Source organism: Oscillospiraceae bacterium MB08-C2-2 (assembly GCA_035621215.1).
Taxonomy (GTDB): domain Bacteria; phylum Bacillota; class Clostridia; order Oscillospirales; family Ruminococcaceae; genus WRAV01.
The window spans coordinates 2114420-2138335 of sequence record CP141729.1 but is presented as its reverse complement, the minus strand read 5'-3'; the positions used below and the strand labels follow the sequence as shown (position 1 = coordinate 2138335).

Annotated in this window: 24 protein-coding genes; 18 read left to right on the top strand and 6 right to left on the bottom strand. The window is 52.7% G+C overall.

Annotation, left to right across the window (positions count from 1 at the left end; translation table 11 throughout):
- Window positions 1–5: 5 nt before the first annotated feature.
- The 6 genes from atpG to atpB form a co-directional block, all read right to left on the bottom strand.
- A complete protein-coding gene (atpG, locus tag U6B65_09505) occupies window positions 6–851 on the bottom strand; it encodes an ATP synthase F1 subunit gamma (protein ID WRS26579.1) in 846 nt (281 codons plus the stop codon).
- 29 nt (window positions 852–880) lie between these two features.
- Window positions 881–2389 (bottom strand): F0F1 ATP synthase subunit alpha, encoded by a 1509-nt coding sequence (gene atpA, locus U6B65_09500; GenBank protein WRS26578.1) that lies wholly within the window; start codon window positions 2387–2389, stop codon window positions 881–883.
- Window positions 2386–2853: an ATP synthase F1 subunit delta gene (gene atpH / locus U6B65_09495; GenBank protein WRS26577.1), complete on the bottom strand. Its 468-nt coding sequence runs from the start codon at window positions 2851–2853 to the stop codon at window positions 2386–2388. The genes atpA and atpH overlap by 4 nt, the downstream gene beginning before the upstream one ends.
- On the bottom strand, window positions 2853–3416 hold the full coding sequence (locus U6B65_09490; GenBank protein ID WRS26576.1) for an ATP synthase F0 subunit B: 564 nt from the start codon (window positions 3414–3416) through the stop codon (window positions 2853–2855). Before U6B65_09490 ends, atpH begins: the two co-directional genes overlap by 1 nt.
- 50 nt (window positions 3417–3466) lie before the next feature.
- The gene (gene atpE / locus U6B65_09485; GenBank protein WRS26575.1) at window positions 3467–3724 is read right to left on the bottom strand and encodes an ATP synthase F0 subunit C; all 258 of its coding nucleotides are present in this window, start codon (window positions 3722–3724) and stop codon (window positions 3467–3469) included.
- A gap of 73 nt (window positions 3725–3797) precedes the next feature.
- Window positions 3798–4493, bottom strand: a complete 696-nt coding sequence (atpB, locus tag U6B65_09480; protein ID WRS26574.1) for a F0F1 ATP synthase subunit A — start codon at window positions 4491–4493, stop codon at window positions 3798–3800.
- 231 nt (window positions 4494–4724) lie between these two features.
- Between atpB and U6B65_09475 the strand changes: the two genes are divergently transcribed.
- The 18 genes from U6B65_09475 (at window position 4725) to cysS (ending at window position 23710) form a co-directional block, all read left to right on the top strand.
- Window positions 4725–6281, top strand: a complete 1557-nt coding sequence (locus U6B65_09475) for a DUF4118 domain-containing protein (GenBank protein ID WRS26573.1) — start codon at window positions 4725–4727, stop codon at window positions 6279–6281.
- A gap of 36 nt (window positions 6282–6317) precedes the next feature.
- Window positions 6318–7013, top strand: coding sequence for a response regulator transcription factor (locus U6B65_09470; protein ID WRS26572.1), 696 nt, complete (start codon window positions 6318–6320; stop codon window positions 7011–7013).
- Between the two features lie 59 nt (window positions 7014–7072).
- Window positions 7073–8326 (top strand): NAD(P)-dependent oxidoreductase, encoded by a 1254-nt coding sequence (locus U6B65_09465; GenBank protein ID WRS26571.1) that lies wholly within the window; start codon window positions 7073–7075, stop codon window positions 8324–8326.
- An 89-nt stretch (window positions 8327–8415) separates the two neighbouring features.
- On the top strand, window positions 8416–8730 hold the full coding sequence (locus tag U6B65_09460) for a hypothetical protein (protein WRS26570.1): 315 nt from the start codon (window positions 8416–8418) through the stop codon (window positions 8728–8730).
- Window positions 8731–9145: 415 nt separating this feature from the next.
- Window positions 9146–9355 (top strand): hypothetical protein, encoded by a 210-nt coding sequence (locus U6B65_09455; GenBank protein ID WRS26569.1) that lies wholly within the window; start codon window positions 9146–9148, stop codon window positions 9353–9355.
- Window positions 9352–10269 (top strand): ABC transporter permease, encoded by a 918-nt coding sequence (locus tag U6B65_09450; protein WRS26568.1) that lies wholly within the window; start codon window positions 9352–9354, stop codon window positions 10267–10269. The genes U6B65_09455 and U6B65_09450 overlap by 4 nt, the downstream gene beginning before the upstream one ends.
- Before the next feature lie 216 nt (window positions 10270–10485).
- A complete protein-coding gene (locus U6B65_09445) occupies window positions 10486–11658 on the top strand; it encodes an ABC transporter permease (GenBank protein ID WRS26567.1) in 1173 nt (390 codons plus the stop codon).
- 10 nt (window positions 11659–11668) lie between these two features.
- Window positions 11669–12688, top strand: coding sequence for an ABC transporter ATP-binding protein (locus tag U6B65_09440; protein ID WRS26566.1), 1020 nt, complete (start codon window positions 11669–11671; stop codon window positions 12686–12688).
- The gene (locus tag U6B65_09435) at window positions 12681–13658 is read left to right on the top strand and encodes an oligopeptide/dipeptide ABC transporter ATP-binding protein (protein ID WRS26565.1); all 978 of its coding nucleotides are present in this window, start codon (window positions 12681–12683) and stop codon (window positions 13656–13658) included. Before U6B65_09440 ends, U6B65_09435 begins: the two co-directional genes overlap by 8 nt.
- A gap of 193 nt (window positions 13659–13851) precedes the next feature.
- Window positions 13852–15534, top strand: coding sequence for a peptide ABC transporter substrate-binding protein (locus U6B65_09430; protein WRS26564.1), 1683 nt, complete (start codon window positions 13852–13854; stop codon window positions 15532–15534).
- 86 nt (window positions 15535–15620) lie between these two features.
- Window positions 15621–16178, top strand: coding sequence for a peptidylprolyl isomerase (locus tag U6B65_09425; protein ID WRS26563.1), 558 nt, complete (start codon window positions 15621–15623; stop codon window positions 16176–16178).
- A 275-nt stretch (window positions 16179–16453) separates the two neighbouring features.
- Window positions 16454–17164 carry a hypothetical protein gene (locus tag U6B65_09420; protein WRS26562.1) on the top strand — a complete coding sequence of 237 codons (711 nt, stop codon included), beginning with the start codon at window positions 16454–16456 and terminating at the stop codon, window positions 17162–17164.
- A 176-nt stretch (window positions 17165–17340) separates the two neighbouring features.
- The gene (recA, locus tag U6B65_09415) at window positions 17341–18489 is read left to right on the top strand and encodes a recombinase RecA (GenBank protein ID WRS26561.1); all 1149 of its coding nucleotides are present in this window, start codon (window positions 17341–17343) and stop codon (window positions 18487–18489) included.
- Window positions 18486–19115 (top strand): regulatory protein RecX, encoded by a 630-nt coding sequence (locus U6B65_09410; GenBank protein WRS26560.1) that lies wholly within the window; start codon window positions 18486–18488, stop codon window positions 19113–19115. The genes recA and U6B65_09410 overlap by 4 nt, the downstream gene beginning before the upstream one ends.
- A 114-nt stretch (window positions 19116–19229) precedes the next feature.
- On the top strand, window positions 19230–20582 hold the full coding sequence (gene rimO, locus U6B65_09405) for a 30S ribosomal protein S12 methylthiotransferase RimO (GenBank protein WRS26559.1): 1353 nt from the start codon (window positions 19230–19232) through the stop codon (window positions 20580–20582).
- A gap of 12 nt (window positions 20583–20594) precedes the next feature.
- A complete protein-coding gene (gene pgsA, locus U6B65_09400; GenBank protein WRS26558.1) occupies window positions 20595–21179 on the top strand; it encodes a CDP-diacylglycerol--glycerol-3-phosphate 3-phosphatidyltransferase in 585 nt (194 codons plus the stop codon).
- Between the two features lie 577 nt (window positions 21180–21756).
- The gene (locus tag U6B65_09395; protein ID WRS26557.1) at window positions 21757–22224 is read left to right on the top strand and encodes a VOC family protein; all 468 of its coding nucleotides are present in this window, start codon (window positions 21757–21759) and stop codon (window positions 22222–22224) included.
- A gap of 88 nt (window positions 22225–22312) precedes the next feature.
- The gene (cysS, locus tag U6B65_09390) at window positions 22313–23710 is read left to right on the top strand and encodes a cysteine--tRNA ligase (protein WRS26556.1); all 1398 of its coding nucleotides are present in this window, start codon (window positions 22313–22315) and stop codon (window positions 23708–23710) included.
- Window positions 23711–23916: the final 206 nt, after the last annotated feature.

The window sequence follows — 23916 nt, the reverse complement described above, 5'->3', positions numbered from 1 at the left end:
TTCTCCTAGAGAGTTTCCGCTCCGCTGACGATTTCGATGATTTCTTGGGTAATAGCCGCCTGCCTTGCCTGATTGTAAAGCAGGGTCAGCGAAGCAATCATTTCATCGGAATTTTTGACAGCGGAATCCATGCTGGTCAGGCGGGCGCTTTGTTCACAGGCCGAGGCCTCCAGCATAGCACCATATAAGGAGCCTGCCACATAAAAGGGAACAGCCCGCTCCACAAAAGATTCCACGTCCGGCTCAAATTCGATAAAGCCAGACCCCGGTTCCCGCTCACCTGACCCCAGCGGCAGCAGCTTTTCTGCCTTGGGGTTTTGCTCAATGGCGGAAACATACTCCGTGTAGACCATATAAATCTGATCCACCTGGCCTTTTTTATACCAATCCAAAGCAAGGGAAGCAATTTCCTGCGCATCCTCGAAAAAGGGCTTTTCCGACATACCGATAAAGGATTGGGCAACAGCACTCCCTCTGCGGCGCTGGCAATATTCCTTTGCTTTGCTGCCGATGGTGATAATCCGGCAGTCTCCCAAGCTTTTAACCAGCTGGGTGGCGCTTTTGCCCACCGCCGCATTGTAGCTGCCGCAAAGACCCCGATCCCCGCTAATTACAATGACTGCCGAGGTTTTCACCGGGCGGGCCGCAACATAAGGGTGGCGATCCAGCTCCCGATTGTGGAGAACAGAAGAGGCCATCTGCCGGGCGTTGGCCAGAAAAGGCTGGTTATCCACCATTCGGTTGCGGGCCTTCTGCACCTTGGAGGATGAAACAAGGCGCATGGATTGGGTGATCTGCCGGGTTATGCCGATGCTGTGAATGCGGGCCTTGATTCGCTGAATGGATTCCACTTCTTCATCCTCCTTCTAAATATTTTGGCTCACGGGGTGAGGGTGGAGGCAAATTGTTTGATGGCCTCAAGAATATCCTCTTCCAGCTGGGGGGATATCTCGTAGGTTTTGCGAATTTCTTCGATGATATCGGGGTGCCATGTATCAAAGTGCTCCAGCATTTTGCTCTGGAACTCCAGCACATTTTCCACCTGAATTTCATCCAGACAGTGGTGGGTCAGCGCAAAAAGAACCAGAATTTCGTGCTCGAGTGAAAAGGGCTTATACTGGGATTGCTTGAGGGTTTCCACAATGCGGTCGCCGTGATGCAGGCGGCTGCGGGTATCCTTATCCAAATCCGAGCTGAACTGGGCAAAGGAGGCAAGCTCCCTGTACTGCGCCAGTTCAATGCGGATGGGGGCTGCAATCTTTTTCATGGCCTTCACCTGAGCCGAGCCTCCCACACGGGAAACCGAAAGCCCCGGGTTGATAGCGGGGCGAATGCCTGCATTAAAGGAATTCGCCTCCAGATAAATCTGCCCGTCTGTAATGGAAATCACGTTGGTGGGGATATAGGCGGACATATCGCCGCCTTGGGTTTCCACGATAGGCAAAGCGGTAATAGAGCCGCCGCCGTATTCCTGCGAAAGCCGCCCGGCCCGCTCCAGCAGCCGGGAATGGAGATAAAATACATCGCCGGGATAGGCCTCACGGCCCGGCGGCCTGCGAAGCAGCAGAGACATGGTCCGATAAGCCACCGCATGCTTGGAAAGATCGTCGTATACAATCAGCACATCCTTGCCCTGTGCCATCCAAGCCTCTGCCATGGCACAGCCGCTGTAAGGGGCCAGATATTGCAAAGAGGCGGCTTCCGAAGCGCCCGCCACCACCACAGTGGTGTAGCGCATGGCATCATACTGGGTCAGGGTGTTGACAATATCGGCCACCGTTGAGTTCTTTTGACCAATGGCCACATACACGCAGTAAACGCCGGTATCCCGCTGGTTAAGAATGGTATCCAGCGCAATGGCGGTTTTACCGGTCTGCCGGTCGCCGATAATCAGCTGACGCTGCCCCCGGCCAATGGGAACCATGGCGTCAATGGCCTTGATTCCGGTTAAAAGGGGAACATCCACCTTTTGACGGGCCAGCACCCCCGGCGCTACCTGCTCAATGGGGCGCAGGGTTTGGGCCAAAATCAGCCCCTTCTGATCAATGGGCTGGCCCAGTGCGTTGACAACCCTGCCCAGCAGCGCTTCACCCACCGGGACCTGCGCTATGCGGTTGGTTCGGGTTACAAGGCTGCCTGCGTTTACCCCTTCGCTGTTGCCAAGGAGCACAACGCCTATGTTATCTTCCTCCAGATTCATGGCAATGCCAACCACGCCGTTTTCAAACTGGAGCAGCTCGCCGCTCATGGCCTGCTTGAGGCCGATGACACGGGCAATGCCATCCCCGATTTGGTAGACCCGGCCGGATTCATCTATATAAGGAGAGGCCACAAAGCCCAAAATTTCATCTTTGATAATGGAGCCTATTTCGGCAGAATTAAAATTCATTGTTTGAAATACACTCCTTTGTATATGCTGCGTTTCATATCCTCCAGCTGCCTTTTAATGGTGGCGTCGATGACCTTGTCATCCACAATAACCCGCAGCCCTCCAATGAGGGAAGGGTCCACCGTAGCTGTAATATCCACCTGCTTTCTGTAAGCATGAATGAATTCCTGCTCAAGGGCGCAAAGCTGCTCCTGTGTCAGGGGAACTGCGGAAAAAACCTCAACAGTGATAATATCCATCCGCTTTCTCGCCATATCCAGAAAGCGGTAGAGCACCGCATCCACTTCTTCTTCGGGAACATGCTCCAAAAAGCGGCCCAGTGCAGTTTCTGCATCCGGCAGAGAAGGGTGCCCGGCGTTGATGGATAAAATATAATCCAGCGCCTGGCAGTAGACCAGCTCCAGACCATTTTCCTCCGCATAATGCATGAGCGCCAAGGCATAACGGCCAGTTAACGCCAGCATCAGTTGGCCTCCCAATCGGAGAGGGCCTCTTCGATGTAGCGGTTTTGGGTTTCGGTATCCAGAGAAACGGTGACAAAGCGGCTGGCAACCAGCATGGAAATTTCAATCATCTGCTTTTTCATTTCGTCTTCCATGCTTTTGCGCTGCCGTTCCAGCTCATCCATGGTCCGGTCATAGGCAGCGTCGGCCTCCCGGCGGGCTTCAAACAAAAGCTGGTCGCTTTTTTCCATGGCCTTTTTGTGGGCCAGCCGCAGAATTTCCTCCCGCTCCCGCTCAATGTTGGCGATCATCTCGCCATACTGCTCCTTGAGCTGCATAGCTTCTTCCCGGTCGTGGCGGGCATCTTCAATTTCGGTCTTGATGCGGGCGGTGCGCTCCGACATAAATTTACGAACCGGCTTGTATAAAATAAAAATCAGCAGCCCTGTGAGAAACAAAACATTAACCCATTGAATCCCCAGCTCAATGAGCAGCTTTTTATCCAAATGGAGAATGGTACCCGGGGGAAGCTCCTGTGCCGCCCCAGCGGCAAGCAGGAAGGATTGCGTTAAATAATGGGACAAATCCGATCCCTCCTCTCAATTTCTTAAAGGCATGCGTGGATATGGGGCTGCTACAGCAAAGCCACCAGAGGGTTAGCCATCAGCAGAATCAAAGCAATAACCAGACCATAAACCGAGCAGGTTTCTGCCACGGCGCAGCCGATGAGCATGGTGCTCATAATTTCGCCCCTTGCCTCGGGCTGGCGCCCCACAGCAGAAGCGGCCTTGCCTGCGGCGATGCCCTGCCCAAGGCCGGAGCCTAAGCCGGAAAGTGAAGCAAGCCCTGCCGCCAAAGCGGAGCAGCCCAATACAAATGCCTTTGGATCCATAAAATTTTACCTCCTGAAAAATAAGTTGACTGGCTGTATGCGGGTTTCTTGGTTTGGGGAGAAAGCCCCCGAATTATTCACCCGCAGCCTTTTGCTGGATAAAGGTCATGCTGAGAACCGTAAAGATAAAAGCCTGAATGGCCCCTGCAAACAAATCAAAGTAAGCATGGAGCAAATCGGGCAAAATAAAGCGGAGCAGAATGGGCAAAGAATTATAAACCAGACCCATAATAATGGTGCCGCCCAGAATATTGCCGAAAAGGCGGAAGCCTAAAGAAACCGGCTTTGCAATTTCACCCACTAGGTTGAGGGGGAGAAAGATCGGCACTGGCGCCAGATAATCCTTGAAATATTTCCACTTGCGCTTTGCAAGGCCTGCGCCGTGAATCAGCACAAAGGAAGAAAGGGCAAGAGCGCCGGTGGTGGCTAAATCCGCTGTGGGCGGCCGAAGCCCCACAAGCCCGCTGAAATTGGAAATCAGGATAAAGGCAAAAACACCAAAGAAATACCCGCCCAGCGCATCCATTCCGGGGCCCATGGTGTTGCGTGAAAAATTGGCCATGGTCTCCACCATAATCTCAACTGCATTCTGGAACCCCTTGGGCACACTTTTGAAACGTGTCAGCCGGATGCGGACAACAATGGCGAATATCACCAGCGCCCCCATGACAATCCAGGTGGAAAGCAGTGTATCGGTCAGGTAAATATCCACATCGCCCCAGCGAAACAGAAAGGCTAAGTTCTTGTCGGAAAAATCCAGATCGGCCACCTCCTTTTGCTGAATGGAGCTTTTCGTTGAATTAAAGATAGCGTTGCTCCCATATGGCGCTCCAATACCCGGGGGTATTCAGCCAAGCCTGCTTGAGGATGAAAAGCTCTGTTTACATTGTAACGTTTCTCTGCTAAAATTCCCATAAAGAACCCGTTAAGATTTGTTCGGGAGGATTTTTTTGCAGAAAATGCCCTTTTGCAAAAACAGTGCATGGAAGGAATCATACACATGGAAAAGAATTTTTATGAAAAGTTAAATGTGGATATGGCAGAAGACCGAGGCAGGCAGCGGGGTGTTTTTTATAACACACTGAAAACCATCGGCCTTTTAATGGCAACCATCCTGCTGGCCGAGCTGCTGCGGCAGGTTCAGGATAACACCCAGAACCTGATTTTGATTTATGTGGTATCGGTTCTGATTATTTCCCGGGTAACCCCGGGCTATAGCTATGGCATTGTGGCCGCTGTTGTGAGCACCTTTGCCTATGATTATTTTGTCACCGAGCCCAGCCGCCGATTCAGCATAACGGTGGGTTCGCCCATCACCCTTTTTGTGATGCTGCTGGCCACCTTTATTACCAGCACCCTGACCATACAGATGAAAAGTCAGGCGCTCCTTTCTCGGGAACGGGAGCACCGGGCGCAGTTGCTTTATGAAATCAACAACAAGCTGCTGGTGGCCCGGGATGTGGAGACCGTTGTGCGGCTGGCAAACGCTTATTTGATTCTGCATCTGAACCGTTCAGTTATTTTTTATACCGCCGATCCCGCTGTTTCCAAAGAGAGCAGCAGCCTGCGCCTGTGCGGGCCCCAGGATCAGGAAATTCCCTTCTACAGCCCCGAAGAGCAGAAACGGGTGCATTTGATTTTTCGCACCGGGGCGGAATCGGCGGTGGTTTCGGAGCAGGAGACCGAGCGGGTGCGGTATGTGCCCATTGTTTTTAAGGACAATGTGCGGGGGGTTATCGGCATTGATTGCAGGGCCCGCCCTCTCACCCCCAGCAATATAACCTTTATTCATATGCTTGTGGGGCAGGTGGCGCTTGCCATGGAGCTGCAATCCCTTTCTAATGAGCAAAACGAGATTTTGGTGGCCGCAGAGCGGGAAAAAACCCGCAGCGCCCTTTTGCGGGCCATTTCCCACGATTTGCGCACCCCCTTGACCAGTGTTCTGGGGGCCAGCTCCACCATCCTTGAGCAGAAGGATATGCCGGAGGAGATGCGGGAGGGGCTGGTTCGGGACATTCAGGAGAACAGCCAGTGGCTGATCCGCATGGTGGAAAATATTTTGACAGTTACCCGGATTTCCGGCAATACAGTGGCACTGCACAAGACCTTGGAGGCCGCTGAGGAAGTGGTGGCTCAAGCGGTGGATATTGTGCGCAAGCGTTTTCCCGATTGCAGCATCCATGTGCGGGTGCCGGGGGAGCTGCTGGTGGCCCCCATGGATGCCACCTTGATTTCGCAGGTACTGATCAACCTGCTGGAAAATGCTGTCAAAAACTCCCCGGTAGGCTCGCTGATTTTGATGGATGTGTCCAAGCAGGGAGCTTATATCCGGTTTGATGTGAGTGATTTGGGTCGGGGTATTCCCGACTATCTGTTGGAAAACTTATTTGAAGCGCATTCTCCCACCGCCGAGCCGGTTATTGATGCGATTCGGGGTATGGGGCTGGGGCTTTCTATCTGCCGCACCATTGTGGAAGCCCACGGCGGGCACATAGAAGGCTATAATAAAGAGGAGGGCGGAGCCAAGTTTTACTTCATGCTCCCTCTGTGCCAATAAGCTCTTTGTTAAAGGAAAAACAAAGGAGGCTATGGGTTGAAAAACCATGCAAAAATCTTTATAGTAGAAGATGAGCGGGTGATCAGCAATTTTATTACCGCCTTGCTGACCACCAGTCAATATACGACATTGGTTGCCGCCACAGGGGCAGAGGCCATTGAAATGGCGGCCGAGCACAACCCGGATCTGATTCTGCTGGATCTGGGATTGCCGGATATGGATGGAATGCAGGTTCTCCACCGCATCCGGGAATGGTCGGATGTTCCCATCATTGTGGTTTCAGCCCGGCAGGATGAGCAGGAAAAGGTGGAGGCCCTGGATGCAGGGGCCAACGATTATGTGACCAAGCCCTTTGGCAACAGTGAGCTTTTGGCCCGTATCCGCACCGCACTGCGCCAGCATATCCGTTTAGGCAGCTTGAAAGAACCGGCGGCCAGTTCGTTTTCGGTGGGCGGCCTTTTCATTGATTATGCAAAACGGCGGGTTCAAGTAGAGGGCAAATCGGTTCACCTGACGCCCATTGAATATAAAATCGTGGCGCTTCTTTCCCAAAATGCCGGGAAGGTGCTCACACGGGATTTTATGATTCAGCAGATATGGGGGCCTTTTGGCGGTGACAATCAGGTGCTGCGGGTGAATATGGCCAACATTCGGCGCAAAATTGAAGAAAATCCAGCAGACCCCCGCTTTATCCTCACCGAGGTTGGGGTGGGTTACCGGATGATCGACTGAGCAGCTTCTCTCCAAAAAGGGGGGGAGAAGCCGCACGATGATGAGAGGAAAATGATGAGATGAGCAAGCACGTAATTGAAGATGCAAGGCGCTGTCTTCAGTGCAAAAATCCCCAGTGCAGTGTTGGATGCCCGGTTCATACACCGATCCGGGATGCGATCAAGCTGCTGTTGGAAAGCAAAATCGGGCAGGCAGGCAAGCTGCTGTTTGATAACAACCCGCTTTCTCTTGTTTGCTGCCATGTATGCTCCCAGGAAAACCAGTGTGAGGGGCACTGCATTTTGGGCCGCAAGGGTTCCCCGGTGCAGATCAGTGCCATTGAACGTTACATTTCAGATTATTACCTGAATATTTTTCGGCCGACTCCCTCCAAGAAAACAAAGGGACGCATTGCGATTATCGGCTCGGGTCCTGCGGGTATTACCATTGCCTTCACCCTTTCTAAAATGGATTATGATGTAACCATTTTTGAAGGGCATGACCAGATTGGCGGTGTTCTGCGGTATGGCATACCGGAATTTCGCCTGCCAAAAGATATTTTGGATCGCCTCAAGGAAACTCTGCTGGAAAGCGGCGTGAAAATCCGTCCCAACACCTCTATTGGTACCAACCTGACCATCGATGATCTTTTCCGGGATGGCTACCGGGCCATTTTCGTGGGAACCGGTGTGTGGCGGCCTCAGAAGCTTGGCATTTTGGGCGAGAGCCTTGGGCATGTGCACTATGCCATTGAATACCTGCGCAACCCCAATGTATACAAGCTGGGCAAACGGCTGGCGGTGATCGGTGCCGGCAACGTGGCTATGGATGTGGCTCGCACCGCCTTCCGTCAGGGCTGTGAGGAGGTTTATATCCTTTGCAATATGGATGAAACCACCATTACCGCCCGGCCTGTTGAAGCGGATTATGCCAAAATCGACGGCGCACGCTTTATCTTCTATAAAACGGTGGTCGAGTTTGTGGATGAAGGCGTTATAGTGGCCGACAGCCGTGTTTGGGAAGATGAGGATGGCCGCAAGCAGGCGGAGCCGATTCCGGGCACGGAAGAGCTGTTCCCGGCGGATTCGGTGATCGTTGCCATTGGGCAGGGGCCACGGTCAGTGATCGTATCCTCCACCACCGGCATGAAGGTGCTGAACAACGGTTTGGTGGCCACCGATGAATTCGGCCACACCAGCCGCCCCGGCGTTTTTGCCTCCGGCGATGTGGTTACCGGTGCTAAGACGGTGGTTGAGGCAGTGGATGTTTCCCGCCGGGTAGCGGGCGCCATGGATGAGTATGTTCAGAGCCAGTATCCTACACCGAAGAGTTAGAACCTTTACGGCAAGCATGAAATGCTTGCCAGCTCGGGTAAATGCCGGTATACTGAGAATATATGAAACACAGTGGAGGTGGCGCTATAATGGACAAGGAAATGCTGGAGCAGTTTGGTTTGCTGATGACGGCTATTGAGCAAACTCGAAGTGAAATGAAGGCTTCCGAAATGAAAATAATGGAGCAAACTCGAAGTGAAATCAAGGCTTCCGAAACCAGAACCCAGGCCTTTATAGAAAATGCAGTCAACAAGCGGATTGACAGTTTGTTTGATGGCTACAAGCTAACCCACGAAAAGCAGTATGAACTGGAAAGAGAAATGGAGCGTACTCGGGATGAGATGGAGCGGAAAATGAGCGCTCTCGAGGCTCGGCTGGCTGTTTTGGAAGAAAAGACAGCCTGAAAGAATACAAACACAGGGGAAAACCGGCTTGCCCGGTTTTCTCTGCGCTTGGTTGCAATTTTTCAAGATGTCTGTCCCCATAATGGGGCCGTTTGCACAACACAATACTTTCGATTCCATAATTCTCATGAGTATAATGCTGGAAATGAGGGCAGACAGGCCGGGCTTTCTATGTAAAAATCACCGACAAAATCGGTATACACTTGTAAATGCCGATTTAACCTTGACGCTTTTCCAAATTATCAGTATAATATTCAAATAAAGTAAAAACCCGGGCTGTGTAAAATTCGTTTTACACAGCCCGGAAAACAAACAGCGGTATTGGGGCACAGCTCCATCGAAAGGGCCTTAGCGGGGCCACCGCTGTTTTTGGCCGTTGCCGTGGGTTTCGGCAAAAAGCCAATGAGGAGGGCCTATGACCAGATACATCCTGAAGCGTCTGCTGTTTATGCTGTTGGCGCTCTTTGTAATTGCCGCCCTGACCGCATTTCTCCTCCGCACCATGTCCCGGGGAGCCAGTGCCTCTCGCCGGGCCTTGACGCCTGAAGTGAAGGCGGCTCTCAGCCAAAAATACAAGCTGGAGCAGCCCTTGCTGCGGTGCGGTGCGAACAAGGAGGGCCTATGACCAGATACATCCTGAAGCGTCTGCTGTTTATGCTGTTGGCGCTCTTTGTAATTGCCACCCTGACCTTTTTTCTGATGCACGCTATTCCCGGAGGGCCTTTTACCTCTGACCGTGCCCTGCCCCCGGCGGTGGAGGCGGCCCTGAACAAAAAATACAATCTGGATCAGCCTCTGCTGCTGCAATATCTGGATTATATGAAAGGTCTGCTCCGGTTGGATTTAGGGCCTTCCTTTAAATACGAGGGCATGACAGTCAATGAATTCATTGCGGGGGGCTTTCCCATTTCGGCAAGGCTGGGCGGCCTGACCATTCTGTTTTCCCTGATTGTGGCGCTGCCGCTGGGGATTATTGCCGCTTTGAAAAACGGCAAGTGGCAGGATATGTTCACGATGTTTATCGCAACCATTGGGGTAACCATCCCTTCCTTTGTCATCGCCTCTCTTTTGATGTATGTCTTTTCCCTCAAGCTTGGCTGGCTGCCCACCTTTGGGCTGGATAGCTGGAAGGGCTACATTCTGCCGGTGGTGGCGCTGGGGGGATATACCCTCTCTTATTTGGCGAGGCTTATGCGCTCCAGCTTGCTGGAGGTTATGGGGCAGGATTATATCCGCACCGCCCGGGCAAAGGGCCTCAGTGAACTGAAGGTGGTGGTGCGCCACGCTCTGCGCAATGCGCTGATTCCGTTGATCACCGTTTTGGGGCCAACCATTGCCAGCCTGCTCACCGGCTCTTTTGTAATTGAAAAAATATTTGCGGTTCCCGGCCTTGGGCAGCATTTTGTCAACTCCATTTCCAACCGGGATTACACCACCATTATGGGTGTTACGATTTTCTATGCGGCCATACTGATTGCCATGACCTTTATTGTGGATATTTTTTACTGTCTGGTTGACCCGAGAATCAAGCTGGATTAATGTTTCCGTCGATTTTGATCGACAGAAACTATGGGGGTATCCAATACCCCCTATAGGCCTCCCGGCTTGCGCCGAGGCGGCACAAGAAAAGGAATTCTGCGTCGAAATGAATTCGACTTCGGAAATATTACTGAAAAAACGATATATGTTGCTGTATCTAAAGCTTGGATTGATTTTGTTTTGCGGGCGGTGACCGTTGCCCCCGGGAGGAGAGCTATGTCGGAAGATATGGAAAAGATGGATAAATGGGCGCCTTTGAAGGCGGATGCTGAGGAGCGGGAAAAGCTTTGGAGCAAGAGCCTTTCTTTCGGGCAGGATGTGTGGTATCGGTTTTCCCACAAGCCCACCGCTCTTTTAGGGCTGATTCTGTTGGTTTTGCTGGTGCTTTTCTGTGTGGTGGGGCCCCAGATGGTCTCCCACAGCTATGAGACCCAGAACCTTGATTTTGTCAATATGCCGCCCAGCTTTAAGGCTTATGAGGTGGATGGCCGGTATATTTACCTGACCCCCAGCCTCAAGCTTATTGAGGTGGCACCGGATGGCACCCTGATGAAGCCGCTGGCTCGCCTTGAGGATGACGGCATGAAAAAGCGTATGACCTTTGATATGGGGGATGGCACCGAGATCATCCTCAATTATAAGACAAAGCCTCCCCGGCTGGAGAATGCCCAGAAGGAACCGTATACCGTTTTCAAAAGCTTTCGCAATAAAACCTACCCGCTGGGCACCGATAATCTGGGCCGTGATATGCTCATCCGCCTGATGATGGGTATGCGTATTTCCATGCTGATTGCTCTGATCGCCGCCTTTGTGAACTTGGTGATCGGGATTTTATACGGCGGTATTTCGGCTTATGCCGGGGGTATGACCGATACCATTATGATGCGCATTGTGGATGTGGTCAGCACCATTCCGCTGACCTTGTATGTGATTCTATTGCAGGTGATGATGGGCAGCAACGGCGGTATCCTCAGCATTGTGATTGCACTGGGTACTGTTTATTGGGTCAACATGGCCCGTGTGGTTCGGGGTGAGATTCTCTCCCTCAAGGAGCAGGAGTTTGTCTATGCGGCCCGCACCCTTGGCTCCAGCACATGGCGGATTCTCACCACCCACCTGATTCCCAACGCCATGGGGCCGATTATTGTTACCGTGACCATGCTCATTCCCTCGGCCATTTTCATCGAGGCCTTTATGAGCTTTATCGGCTTGGGGGTTATGGCTCCCATGGCCAGCTTGGGGACGATGTGCAACGATGCTCTTTCCACCCTGCGCTCCTCCCCCTATCAGCTCTTTTTACCCTCTCTGGCAATTTGCCTTGTGATGTTTGCATTTAATTTTGTGGGCGATGGGCTCCGGGATGCGCTGGACCCCAAGCTCCGCAAGTAGGAAGGCAGTTATGGATAAAATTTTGCAGGTCGAGCAGCTTCATACCTCTTTTAAAACCCGGGCGGGCACGGTCAACGCAGTCCGGGGCGTCAGCTTTGAGCTGGCCAAGGGGGAGATACTGGGGTTGGTCGGCGAATCCGGCAGCGGCAAAAGTGTAACCGCCATGTCGCTGATGCGGCTTTTAGGTTCCAACGGAAAAATTACACAGGGCAAGGCGGTTTTTGACGGCGTGGATTTGGCGGCCCTTTCCCCCAAGCAGATGCGCAGCATTTGCGGCAACCGCATTTCCATGATTTTTCAGGACCCCATGTCCTCCCTGAACCCGCTGATTACGGTGGGTAAGCAGGTGGGGGAGATGCTCACCGAGCATAAAAAAGAGCTTTCCAAAGAGCAGGTGCGGGAAAGGGTGCTGGAGCTGTTTCGTCTGGTGCGCATTCCCGAACCGGAAAAGCGCTATTCCAGCTATCCCCACCAGTTTTCGGGCGGTATGCGCCAGCGTGTCATGATTGCCATGGCCTTGGCCTGCAACCCGGAAATGGTGATTGCCGATGAACCCACCACCGCTTTGGATGTAACCATACAGGATCAGATTTTACAGCTGCTCCGCTCTTTGCAGAAGGAGCTGGGTATGAGCGTGCTTTTTATCACCCACGATTTGGGCGTGGTGGCCGAGCTTTGCTCCCGGGTGCTAGTGATGTACGGCGGAATGGTCATGGAGGAAGCTCTCATTGACGAGCTGTTCCATGCACCTTCCCACCCCTATACCTTGGGGCTGCTGGAATCCATTCCCCGGCTGGATCAGGATAAGAGCCAGAAGCTTTTGCCGATCCCCGGCTCGCCGCCGGATATGCTCAACCCGCCTAAGGGCTGCCCTTTTGCCCCACGGTGCCGGTATGCCCGCCGCATTTGCGCCGAAGAGATTCCGGCTTATACCTATATCAGCGAAACACACCGCTCCATGTGCCATCTCTTGGCGGCTGATGCCCCAGCTGTGGATAATCCCTTTAAAGGAGGTGCCCAACATGGATGATTCGGTTATGCTGCAAGTGGAAAACCTGAAAATGTATTTCCCCGTTAAGGGCTCCCGGGGAGATGTGGTTCACGCTGTGGATGGTGTCAGCTTTTCAGTCAAGAAAGGCGAAACACTGGGCATTGTGGGTGAATCCGGCTGCGGTAAATCCACCGTGGCACGCACAATTCTACGTATTTATGACCCCACAGAGGGTAAAATTTATTTGGATGGCCAGGAAATCGGCGGCCTGAACCAGCGTCAGCTGCGGCCCTTTCGCAAAAACATTCAGATGATCTTTCAGGATCCTTACGCCTCCCTCAACACCCGAATGGTGGTGCGGGATATTGTGGCGGAGCCGTTGTTGGCCCAGGGTCTTGCCAAAAGCAGCCGGGAAGCCGATGAGCAGGTGACCGAGATGCTGCGTCGGGTGGGCCTTTCCAAGGAGCATGCCGGGCGGTATCCCCATGAGTTTTCCGGCGGACAGCGCCAGAGAATCGGCATTGCCCGGGCCTTGATTCTGCGCCCGCAGGTGGTGATCTGCGATGAGCCTATTTCGGCGCTGGATGTTTCGATTCAGGCACAGATTGTCAATCTGCTCAAGGAATTTCAGCAGGAACAGGGGCTCACGTATCTCTTTATCGCCCATGATCTTTCCATGGTTCGGTATGTTTCCGACCGGGTGGGGGTTATGTATCTGGGCAAGCTGGTGGAGCTTTGCGAAAGCGAGGAGATTTACCGCCAGCCCCTGCACCCCTATACCATGGGGCTGATGGAGGCGGTGCCCATTGCCGATCCCCGCAAGGCGGGCGAAAAAACCACGGCGGCCATCGGTGGGGATATCCCCAGCCCGGTGCATCCGCCCAAGGGGTGCCGTTTCCACACCCGCTGCTTTAAGGCGCAGACGGTCTGCTCTGAGCAGGAGCCTTTGTTGACCGACACAGGCTGCGGCCATTTTGTTGCCTGCCATTTCCCCGGGGATGCCCGCTGAGCCGAGGAGCCAAGGGGTAAAACGCCCGAGCTCTGCTCGGGCCCCCGGCCAAAAGCCGGGGCGGCGGGCTGGGCCCGCCGGCTTTACCCCCACCCAACCCTCCTTACCCATTCTACAGACAGTATGCAATGCTCACCCTTCTTGTGGGTGGTGTGCTGAAAATAGATTTAACAACGAAAGTGAGGAATTTTCCATGAAAAAACGTTTACTGTCTCTGACAGCCCTCGCGCTGTCTCTGATGATGGTTCTGAGCGCTTGCGGCGGTTCTGGCAATTCTGCCGGTTCCAGTGCCGCTCCCGGCACCGATCCTGCTGCTTCCGGCACTGCAGCCGAAGGTAGCGCCCCCGACCAAAAAATTATCTGGGCCATTCACAACGAGGCCGATACTCTGGACCCCGGTATTACCAACAACACCTTTGCCTCCCCTGTCCTTATGAACACCTTTGAGGGTCTTATGACCTACGACAACAACAACAACCTGGTTCCCGGTGTTGCTGCCGATTATAAGGTCAGCGAGGATGGCACCCAGTATACCTTCACCCTGCGGGATGGCCTGAAATGGTCCGATGGCAGCGCCCTGACCGCTGAGGATTTCATTTATTCCTGGACCCGGGTTATCACCCCCGAAACCGGAGGTAAATTCTCCGGCCTGATCACCGACTATGTCCTGAATGCGCAGGAATTCTTCGATGGAACCGCTAAGATCGAAGAAGTCGGCTTCAAGGCTCAGGATGAAAAAACCATCGTGATCACCACCAAAGCCCCCACCCCTTGGTTCCTGGATATTCTGGTAACCTACACCTGGAGCCCTGTTAAAAAGGCTGCTGTTGAAGCCAGCCCTGATGCATGGGCAAAGAATGCAGAAACCTTTATCTGCAACGGCCCCTTCAAGCCCAGTGCCATCACTGTTGGTGAGGGCTATGTGCTGGTTAAGAACGATGAGTACTACGCAGCCGATTCTGTGAAGCTGCAAGAGATTAACATGCGCCTCATCCCCGATCAGGCCACTGCCCTGACCGCTTTTGAATCCGGCGAAATTGACGGTTTCTATGAAGTTCCCTCCGACGATATCCCTCGCCTGAAATCCGAAAGCGACGAGATGTATTCCGTTTCTCAGTTCGCGCACACCTACTACATCATGAATCTGGAAAGCGGCCCCCTCAAGGATGCCCGTGTCCGCAAGGCGCTGGCTCTGGCTCTGGACCGTACCCAGCTGATCGAAAACGTGTTGCAGACTGCTGATAAGCCCGCCACCGGTCTGGTTTCCCCCGGCTATATGGTGGATGGCAAAGATTATACCGATGGCCGCCCTGACTATGGCATCGCCCCCACCGCTAACGTGGAAGAAGCCAAGAAGCTGCTGGCTGAGGCTGGTTATCCCGATGGCAAGGATTTCCCCAAGCTGCGCCTTTCTTACTACACCAACCCCATTGTCAAAAAGGTAACCGAAGCCATGCAGCAGATGTGGAAGGAAAACCTTGGCATTGAGATGGAGATTTCCACCGAGGAGTGGAAGGTCTACTACGATAACGTGCAGGCTCATAACTATGACATTGCCGCTATGGGCTGGGGCGCCGATTACCTGCATCCCGCCAGCTTCTTTGAGACCATGCTTTCTACCTCTGTGAACAACAACTCCCAGTATGCAAACGAAGCCTACGATGCACTCATCCGTGAGACTATGGGCACTGTGGATGCAGCCAAGGGCCGCGACCTGATGCTGAAGGCCGAGCAGATTCTGATCGGCGACGATATGGCTGTGATTCCCCTTTACTACCGCTCCCGTGTTCTGATGATGAGCGACAGCGTAGATGGCTGGCTGCTCACCCCGCTCAACAACATGTATTTTAAGAATGCGGAAGAGATCGCTGCCTAAAAGAAAGCCACTAGAGACAACACTACCCAGTAAGGGGCCGGAACAGCCGGCCCCTTACTGTTTTTTAAATAAAGGGAGTGAAAGTTATGTCAAATAAACAGTTGCCCGTTGCGGTTATTACTATGGAGAATGGCCTTGTTATGCGGCTGGAGCTTTACCCGGAGCAGGCACCCATCTCGGTGGCAAACTTTGCCGATCTGGCCAACACCGGTTACTACGATGGCCTTGCCTTTCACCGGGTGGTTAAAGGTTATGTCATTCAGGGCGGTTCCACAACCAACGCCTGCACCGGGGATGACCCCGGCTTTACCATCAAAGGAGAGTTTGCCCAGAACGGCGTGGATACCGGCCTGAGCCACCGCCGTGGTGCTCTTTCCATGGCACGGGATGATGACCCGGATTCCGCTTCAGCCCAGTTCTTCATTGTGCACCAAGATGCCTTCAAGCTGGATGGACGCTATGCCGCTTTTGGCCAGCTGCTGGAGGAAGGTGGTTTTGCGGTGCTGGATTCCATCGCCCAGGTTCCTACTCTTTCTCCGGAAGAAGAGAACCGTCCGCTGACCCCGCAGGTGATCCGCACCATCCGGGTAGAGCCGGGGGATTATGATCTTGCTGCACCCGTTCGCATCGTTTCTTCTCTTTAACCGGGGCTGGCAAAATTGGACAAATTGTGATAAAATAAAAAGAACCTACTTTCTTTTTAAGAAAAAAGAAAGTAGGCAAAGAAAAACCAATGTGCCTTTTTGTTAAGAAATACAGACAAATGACTCGGCTTTTCTAAAAAAGGTTACAAAGAAGAACCACATGAACAGATTCGGCCGGCCTTTTTGTATAGAGGTGCAGGCAGGCAATGTATTTTTCCCCGCCGGGGTTCTGCATTTTCCATATAAAATGCAAGTGGAAGAAAGGATGAACTTCAATGAAAAAGCTTACAGCCATCTTTTTGGCATTGTCCCTGCTGGTGATTTCGGGCTGTGCCAGTCGGGAAGGGCTGGTGCCCTCCGAAAGCGCTCAGCCTCCTTCCAGCCAGAGCGAATCGGAGCCAGTGAAGCCCTTGCAGGAACAACCCGCTGCCGGTGAGGAAAGCGACACCTCCGAGGCGGAGCCGCAGGATGATCTGGAAGGCTTTTTGAAGGAAGCCTTTGAAACGGTAGCCGGGGGCGATAAAGCGGCCATTGACCAGTATCTGGATTACAACACCCTTATGGGGATCAGTGAGGCGGGGTTATCTTTTTCTCCCGAGATCTATAAGGCGATGCTGGCAGGGGTCAAGGCAGAGCTGATCAAGGTTCAGCAGGTGGAGGATCGGGCTAGTGCCCAAGTCCGCTTCACCAACATCAGCATGGGAACGGTTTTGGAGCAGTATATGCGCAAGGCAGGCGAAATCGCCTACAACAATGCCTTGGAGGATGACCCCCTGAGCGATGAAAAGCTTCAGGTTCAGTTCAACAAGCTCTTCTTGGATCTTATAAAGGAGCACACCGGCACCAAGGCCACTATGGCGGTGGAGCTTCAAATGGTTAAAAAGGATGATAAATGGCGCATTCAGGTGGATTCCCCATTGCGTGACGCTGTGCTGGGCGGCTATGTAACCGCTTCGGGCAAGGTGGGAGAAAATGCCGGGATTTAACCCGGATTATCCGGCCTGCAAGGGTCTGAGCAGGTGCGGAGTTTCGGTTGATTTTGCCACAAAACTGGTATATACTTAATAAAGCAGCTTGTCCGAACGCCCGTGAAAGTCTCCTTTTCTAGTTGGAAAAGCGATACGGGTGTTTAACTCACAAGTGAAATCGGAGGAAGAATTTCATGGCGCAAAAAGAAAAAACCGCTGACCAGAGCAGCCGCCAAAAGGCGCTGGAGACAGCACTGGCACATATTGAAAAGCAGTTTGGCAAAGGCGCTGTGATGAAGCTGGGCCAGAATTCGGTGCTGAATGTGGAGGCCATTCCCACCGGCTCCCTTTCACTGGATATGGCGCTGGGAATTGGCGGCCTGCCCCGGGGCAGAATTGTAGAGATTTTTGGGCCTGAAAGCTCCGGTAAAACCACGGTGGCCCTCCATGTGGCGGCCGAGGCACAAAAGGCCGGCGGCGAATCGGTTTTTATTGATGTTGAGCATGCCCTTGACCCGGTTTATGCCAAGGCCCTGGGTGTGGATATTGATGCATTGCTGGTCTCCCAGCCGGATACCGGTGAGCAGGCTCTGGAAATTTGCGAGGCTCTGGTGCGCTCCGGTGCTGTGGATGTGGTGGTGGTTGACTCCGTTGCCGCCATGGTTACCAAAGCGGAAATTGAAGGGGACATGGGCGACAGCCACGTGGGCTTGCAGGCCCGGCTTATGTCACAGGCCCTGCGCAAGCTGACCGGTGCCATTTCCAAATCCAACTGTATTGTTATTTTTATTAACCAGCTTCGGGAGAAGATCGGTGTTTCCTATGGCAACCCGGAAACCACTCCCGGTGGGCGGGCGCTCAAGTTTTATTCCTCTGTGCGGCTGGATGTCCGCCGGTCGGAGCAGCTGAAAAGCGGCGGCGATGTCATCGGCAACCGCACCCGTGTTAAGGTGGTTAAAAACAAGGTTGCCCCTCCCTTCAAAGAGGCGGAGTTCGATATTATGTATGGGCAGGGGATTTCCCGGGATGGTGAAATTCTGGATTTGGCTGTACAGCTTGATATCATCAACAAGAGCGGCTCGTGGTTTGGCTATGGGGATACCCGCCTTGGCCAAGGCCGTGATAATGTGAAAATTTACCTCAAGGATAACCCGGAGTTTGCCGAGGATATTGCCCGCCAGATTATGGAAAACAAGGAATCCCTTTCTATGGCAGCCAAGCCCAAGAAGGGCCGTTTTGCCCCTAAGGAGGCGCCCAAGGAGGAGGAACTGGCTCCTCCTGAGCCGGCCCCCAAGGCCCCGGCGGCACCTGCCAAATCGGTGGATATTGAGGTCGACAGTTGATTTCTGCTCGCATTACGGATATCCACAGAACCAAGCGGGGGCGGTATTCCGTTTATTTGGATGGCGAGTTTTCCTGTGTACTCCATGAGGAGATTTTAGCCGAAAGCGCTCTGCGCATCGGGCAGGATATTGATCCTGCCGAGCTGGAGGCTTTGTTTGTCCAGTCTCAGCTTAAGCTGACCAAGGAACGGGCACTGGGGCTTCTTTCCCTGCGGGCCTATACCTGTCAGGGACTTATGGATAAGCTTTGTGAGCGGGCTGACGAAGATATTGCCGCACAAGCGGTGGAACGGATGTTGGAGCTTGGGCTTTTGGATGATACCGATTATGCCCGGCGCTGTGCCTCCCATTTGGTGGAGGTTAAGGGCTATTCGATCAGCCGTGCCGCACAGGAACTGATGCGCCGGGGAATTGACCGTGAAACTGCCCGGGAGGTGCTGGAAGAGCTGGAAGTGGATGCACAGCCGGCCATTGCCGCTGTGATTCGCCGCAAGTATATGTCCAGCCTTGAGGATGAAAAGAGTTTGCGAAAGGCCACCAATGCGTTGGCTCGGTTGGGGTATTCCTACAGCGACATTCGCAAAGTAATCGAAAATCTGCTGGAAGATGAGAGCTATTACGATTAGCAGCAGCTTTTGCGTGCACCATACAGAGGGTTTTCGTTTGATTAAAAGGGATATGCCGCCTCCCCGGCGGGAAACCGCCATACAGGTTGGCGAAAGGAAGGAATGGTCATTAAAATGACAACACATACAGCCCCCACCATTGGAATGGTTTCGTTGGGCTGCTCTAAAAATCAGGTGGATGCCGAACGAATATTGGGGCTGCTTCGAGCCGATGGCTTTGAAATTATTTCAGATGCCGCCAGCTGCGATGCGGTGATCATCAACACCTGCGGTTTTATAGACGATGCCAAAAAAGAAAGCATCGAGGCAATTCTGGAATTTGCCCGCATGAAAGAATCCGGCAAGGTCAAGGCAGTGGTGGTTACCGGCTGCTTGGCTGAGCGCTACCGGGAAGAGGTTGCCAAGGAGCTCCCCGAAGCGGATGTGGTTGTAGGCATTGGCAAAAACAGCGAGATTGCCCAGATTATCCGCCGTGCCCTTGGGGGTGAGCGGGTGCTGGCTTTTGGCGATAAAAACGATCTGGCCCTTTCTGGTGAGCGGGTGCTGACCAACGCACCTTATTTTGCCTATCTCAAGGTGGCGGAGGGATGCGACAACTGCTGCACCTACTGCGCCATTCCCCTGATTCGTGGGCATTTCCGCAGCCGCCCCATGGAGGATGTTTTGGAAGAGGCCCGGCAGCTTGCCCAGTGGGGTGTGCAGGAAATCAACGTGGTCGCACAGGATACCACCCGATATGGGCAGGATATTTACGGCAAGCTGATTTTGCCTGAGCTGCTGGAAAAGCTCTGTGAGATTCCGGGGTTCCGCTGGGTGCGCATTCTCTATTGTTACCCCGAGCGGGTCACCGAGGAGCTTTTGCAGGTCATGAAGCGCCAGCCCAAAATTGTCAACTATATGGATATTCCCATTCAGCATTGCAGCGGGAAAATCCTTTCCCAGATGAACCGCCGGGATAACCGTGAAACTCTGACCGCCTTGATGAAAAGAGTGCGGGAGGTTTTGCCGGATGTAACCCTGCGCACCACTTTGATCACCGGCTTCCCCGGTGAAACCGAAGAGGATTATACCGAGCTCTGCGATTTTGTAGAGGAAATTGGCTTTGAGCGCCTTGGCTGCTTCACCTATTCCCAAGAGGAAGGTACAGTGGCCGGCGGGCGGGAGGATCAGCTGGAGGATGAGGTCAAGCGCCGCCGTGCCGAAGGCATTATGGAGCGCCAGATGGTCATTGCGGCCCGGCACAATGAGACCTGCATCGGCCGCATTCTGGAGGTACTGAACGAGGGCTATGACACCGAAATGCAGAGCTGGTATGGCCGCAGCCCCATGGATGCCCCGGATATTGATACCCGTGTTTATTTCACAACCCATCGCAAGCCGGCTATTGGGGAGTTTGTTCAAGTTCGCATCACCGACAGTATGGATTATGATCTTGTGGGTGAAGAGCTGGGAATTAACCTGCAGTAAAGGAGTAGGGGCATGAATTTACCCAATCGGCTCACTGTTTTGCGAGCCTGTCTTGTTCCGGTTTTTGTCTGGCTTTATCTGACCGATCATATGCTTTGGGCCTTGGTGGTGTTTGCGACCGCTTCACTGACCGACGCTTTGGATGGCCGCATTGCCCGCAGCCGGGGGCTTGTCACCAATTTTGGCAAGCTGATGGACCCGCTGGCCGATAAGGTGCTGGTGATGTCGGCGATGCTCTGCTTTGTTGCCACCGATTATGCGCCGGTTACGGCGGTTATCCTGATTTTGGCCCGTGAGTTTCTTGTGACCTCCATCCGCTCCATTGCCGCCAGTCAGGGCGTGGTGATTGCCGCCGATATTTGGGGCAAGCTAAAAACCGTGGCACAAATGCTGTGGATCTGTGTGCAGCTTCTTTCTATAGGTCTGACGGTCACCACAACCAATGCTGCCGGGAATATGGTAACGGTTACCTTTAGCGGGCTGGTCTTTTTCCTCAATGGTCTTGCCGCTGTGCTTCTGTGGGCGGTTGTGGCTCTGAGTATTTTCAGCGCTTTCCATTATATCTGGAAAAACCGTACCCTTTTTGGCGATATGTAGAGAGGTTTCACCTCAAACCGCTTTTTTGCATAGATTTGGGAGTATAACAGTTTTATAGAGAAATATGCCATGACGCAGGAGAAGTAACCCCCAGCCATCCGACAGAGAGAGCCGAAGCAAGCTGAAATCGGCTTAGGAAAAGGCTTTGGGCCAAGTGCGCCTGCCAGCATAGAAGGAGAAGGATTCCCCGGAATCTGCTACCCTTCTGCGGTTTGCCCCCGTTATCCGGCTGACTGAGTGATAAATCAGAGTGGAACCGCGGGGAGCCCCGCCTCTGTGCCGTGCCTTGCCGCCGGTGCATAGGCAGTGGCTCCCTACTTTCTTTTAGAAAAAAGAAAGTAGGCAAAGAAAAACCACGTCGGGCTTTACCGAGTGAGAATCGTTGCCCTTATGCTGGATGGGATCACGGAAGCTTTGCTGGAAAAAGTAGGCAAAGAAAAACCATGTCGGGCTTCATCAAGTGGGAATCGTTGCCCATATGCTCAATGGCACTACTGGAAAAGTGACATACAAGAGAACCGTAGGATAACTGTTTTCCGCAAAACAGGTGGGCAATATTGTGGTTGGAGGGAAAGCCATGAAATATCAAGGTGTCTGCATTGCAGTCAGCGATGTGAAGCTAGCCAGAGAATTTTATGAGAATTTATTTGGTCTTGAGGTGTTTCAGGATTATGGGATCAACATTTCTTTTACCTGCGGGATTTCTTTACAACAGGAATTCGATTGGCTTTTAAACATTCCGGGGGACCGGGTGTTGAAAAAATCCCACAATATGGAGCTCTACTTTGAGGAAGATGATTTTGATGGATTTCTCACAAAATTAAAGGAGTACCCGAGCCTTGAATATATGGGCAAGGGTGTTCATGAAAAGACTTGGGGCCAGCGCACCATTCGCTTCTATGATCTGGATGGCCATATCATAGAGGTTGGCGAGAACATGAAGACAGTTGTGAAGCGCTTTTTGGCCACGGGCATGACCATGGAGGAAACCTCCAAACGGATGGATGTATCGGTGCCGGATTTGGAAAAGCTTCTGAGCCTCTAAAACCAGCCGTTTATGCATGAATAAGGTCACTTGACCTAAGAATAAGCATATACACAAAGTATAATTACACAGCAAAGGGAGAAAGCATATGAAAATTTTTAACACCCTCACCCGCCAAAAGGATGAGTTCATCCCCCTCGAACCCGGCAAGGTCAAAATGTATGCCTGCGGGCCCACCGTTTACAACTACATTCACATCGGCAATGCCCGGCCTATCTGCGTTTTTGATACCCTGCGCCGCTATTTTGAATACAAGGGGATGGACGTTACCTTTGTTCAGAATTTCACTGATGTGGATGATAAGATCATCAAGAAGGCCAACGAGGAAGGCACCACCTCTCAAGAGGTAGCCCAGCGCTTTATGGAGGAATACCGCAAAGATGCCGAGGGCTTGGGCATCCGCCCGGCTACCATTCATCCCTTGGCCACCGAGACCATGGATGAAATTATCGAGCTGGTATCCTCCCTTATTGAAAAGGGTTATGCCTACGAGCAGGATGGGGATGTTTATTTCCGCTCCCGCAAATTTAATGAATACGGCAAGCTTTCTCACCAGCCGCTGGATGATCTTGAATCCGGCGCCCGCATCAGTGTCAACGAACAAAAAGAGGATGCGCTGGATTTTGCCCTATGGAAAAGCGCCAAGCCCGGCGAGCCCTACTGGGAATCCCCTTGGGGCAAAGGCCGCCCCGGCTGGCACATTGAATGCTCCGCCATGGTCAAAAAGTTTTTGGGCGATACCATCGATCTCCACTGCGGCGGGCAGGATTTGATCTTCCCCCATCACGAAAATGAAATTGCTCAAAGCGAATGCTGCACCGGCAAGGAGTATGTCCGCTACTGGATGCACAACGGCTACATCAATGTGGATAACCGGAAAATGAGCAAATCCCTCAACAATTTCTTCACTGTCCGGGATGTGGCGGAAAAATTCGGCTATGAGCCCATCAAATATATGATGCTGCAAGCGCATTACCGTTCCCCAATCAACTATTCTTTGGAGGTTATTCAGCATTGCCAAGCTGGTTTGGAACGGCTGCACACCTGCCGGGATAATATGGATTTTGCCCTGAAATCCGCCACGGATGCCCCCACCGAAGGGGAGGAGGCTTTCTCTGCGGCTTTGGCTCAGCGTATCGCACAGTTTGAGCAGGCCATGGATGACGACCTGAACACCGCCGATGCCATTGCCGCCCTCTTTGAAATGGTGCGGGATATCAACGCCTTCCTCACCCAGCCCCGTTCCAAGGCATGTGTGGAGGAAGCGATCAGCCGCTTTGATACCATCACACAGGTTTTGGGTCTGCTCTATAACCGCAAGAAAGAAACACTGGACAGCGACATTGAAGAGCTGATTGAACAGCGCCAGCAGGCCCGTAAGGATAAGAACTTTGCTTTGGCCGATCAAATTCGGGATCAGCTCAAGGCACAGGGTATTGTGCTGGAGGATACACCCCAGGGAGTCAAATTCCACCGGGAAAGCTAATCAAGCGCAATGGAAAGAGGGTGGCTGCATACAGTCCCCCTCTTTTTAATTGCAATGAAAAAGTTTATTCGAATGGGTTGGAAAAATTGACTTATCCGGGCTTTTTGTGGTACAATAAAAATGCAGTAAAATGCAAAGAATAACTTATTGCGAGGTGAAAACCAGGTGGAACATGGCGATGTTCGACGAACCCAGTTGGGAAGATA

What these genes read in the sequence shown, in the direction of transcription:
- atpA (WRS26578.1), bottom strand. Translation starts at nt 2,389, where the DNA reads ATGAATTTTAATTCTGCCGAAATAGGCTCCATTATCAAAGATGAAATT.
- atpH (WRS26577.1), bottom strand. Translation starts at nt 2,853, where the DNA reads ATGCTGGCGTTAACTGGCCGTTATGCCTTGGCGCTCATGCATTATGCG.
- atpE (WRS26575.1), bottom strand. Translation starts at nt 3,724, where the DNA reads ATGGATCCAAAGGCATTTGTATTGGGCTGCTCCGCTTTGGCGGCAGGG.
- U6B65_09475 (WRS26573.1), top strand. Translation starts at nt 4,725, where the DNA reads ATGGAAAAGAATTTTTATGAAAAGTTAAATGTGGATATGGCAGAAGAC.
- U6B65_09465 (WRS26571.1), top strand. Translation starts at nt 7,073, where the DNA reads ATGAGCAAGCACGTAATTGAAGATGCAAGGCGCTGTCTTCAGTGCAAA.
- U6B65_09460 (WRS26570.1), top strand. Translation starts at nt 8,416, where the DNA reads ATGGACAAGGAAATGCTGGAGCAGTTTGGTTTGCTGATGACGGCTATT.
- U6B65_09455 (WRS26569.1), top strand. Translation starts at nt 9,146, where the DNA reads ATGACCAGATACATCCTGAAGCGTCTGCTGTTTATGCTGTTGGCGCTC.
- U6B65_09450 (WRS26568.1), top strand. Translation starts at nt 9,352, where the DNA reads ATGACCAGATACATCCTGAAGCGTCTGCTGTTTATGCTGTTGGCGCTC.
- U6B65_09445 (WRS26567.1), top strand. Translation starts at nt 10,486, where the DNA reads ATGTCGGAAGATATGGAAAAGATGGATAAATGGGCGCCTTTGAAGGCG.
- U6B65_09440 (WRS26566.1), top strand. Translation starts at nt 11,669, where the DNA reads ATGGATAAAATTTTGCAGGTCGAGCAGCTTCATACCTCTTTTAAAACC.
- U6B65_09435 (WRS26565.1), top strand. Translation starts at nt 12,681, where the DNA reads ATGGATGATTCGGTTATGCTGCAAGTGGAAAACCTGAAAATGTATTTC.
- U6B65_09430 (WRS26564.1), top strand. Translation starts at nt 13,852, where the DNA reads ATGAAAAAACGTTTACTGTCTCTGACAGCCCTCGCGCTGTCTCTGATG.
- U6B65_09425 (WRS26563.1), top strand. Translation starts at nt 15,621, where the DNA reads ATGTCAAATAAACAGTTGCCCGTTGCGGTTATTACTATGGAGAATGGC.
- U6B65_09420 (WRS26562.1), top strand. Translation starts at nt 16,454, where the DNA reads ATGAAAAAGCTTACAGCCATCTTTTTGGCATTGTCCCTGCTGGTGATT.
- recA (WRS26561.1), top strand. Translation starts at nt 17,341, where the DNA reads ATGGCGCAAAAAGAAAAAACCGCTGACCAGAGCAGCCGCCAAAAGGCG.
- rimO (WRS26559.1), top strand. Translation starts at nt 19,230, where the DNA reads ATGACAACACATACAGCCCCCACCATTGGAATGGTTTCGTTGGGCTGC.
- pgsA (WRS26558.1), top strand. Translation starts at nt 20,595, where the DNA reads ATGAATTTACCCAATCGGCTCACTGTTTTGCGAGCCTGTCTTGTTCCG.
- U6B65_09395 (WRS26557.1), top strand. Translation starts at nt 21,757, where the DNA reads ATGAAATATCAAGGTGTCTGCATTGCAGTCAGCGATGTGAAGCTAGCC.
- cysS (WRS26556.1), top strand. Translation starts at nt 22,313, where the DNA reads ATGAAAATTTTTAACACCCTCACCCGCCAAAAGGATGAGTTCATCCCC.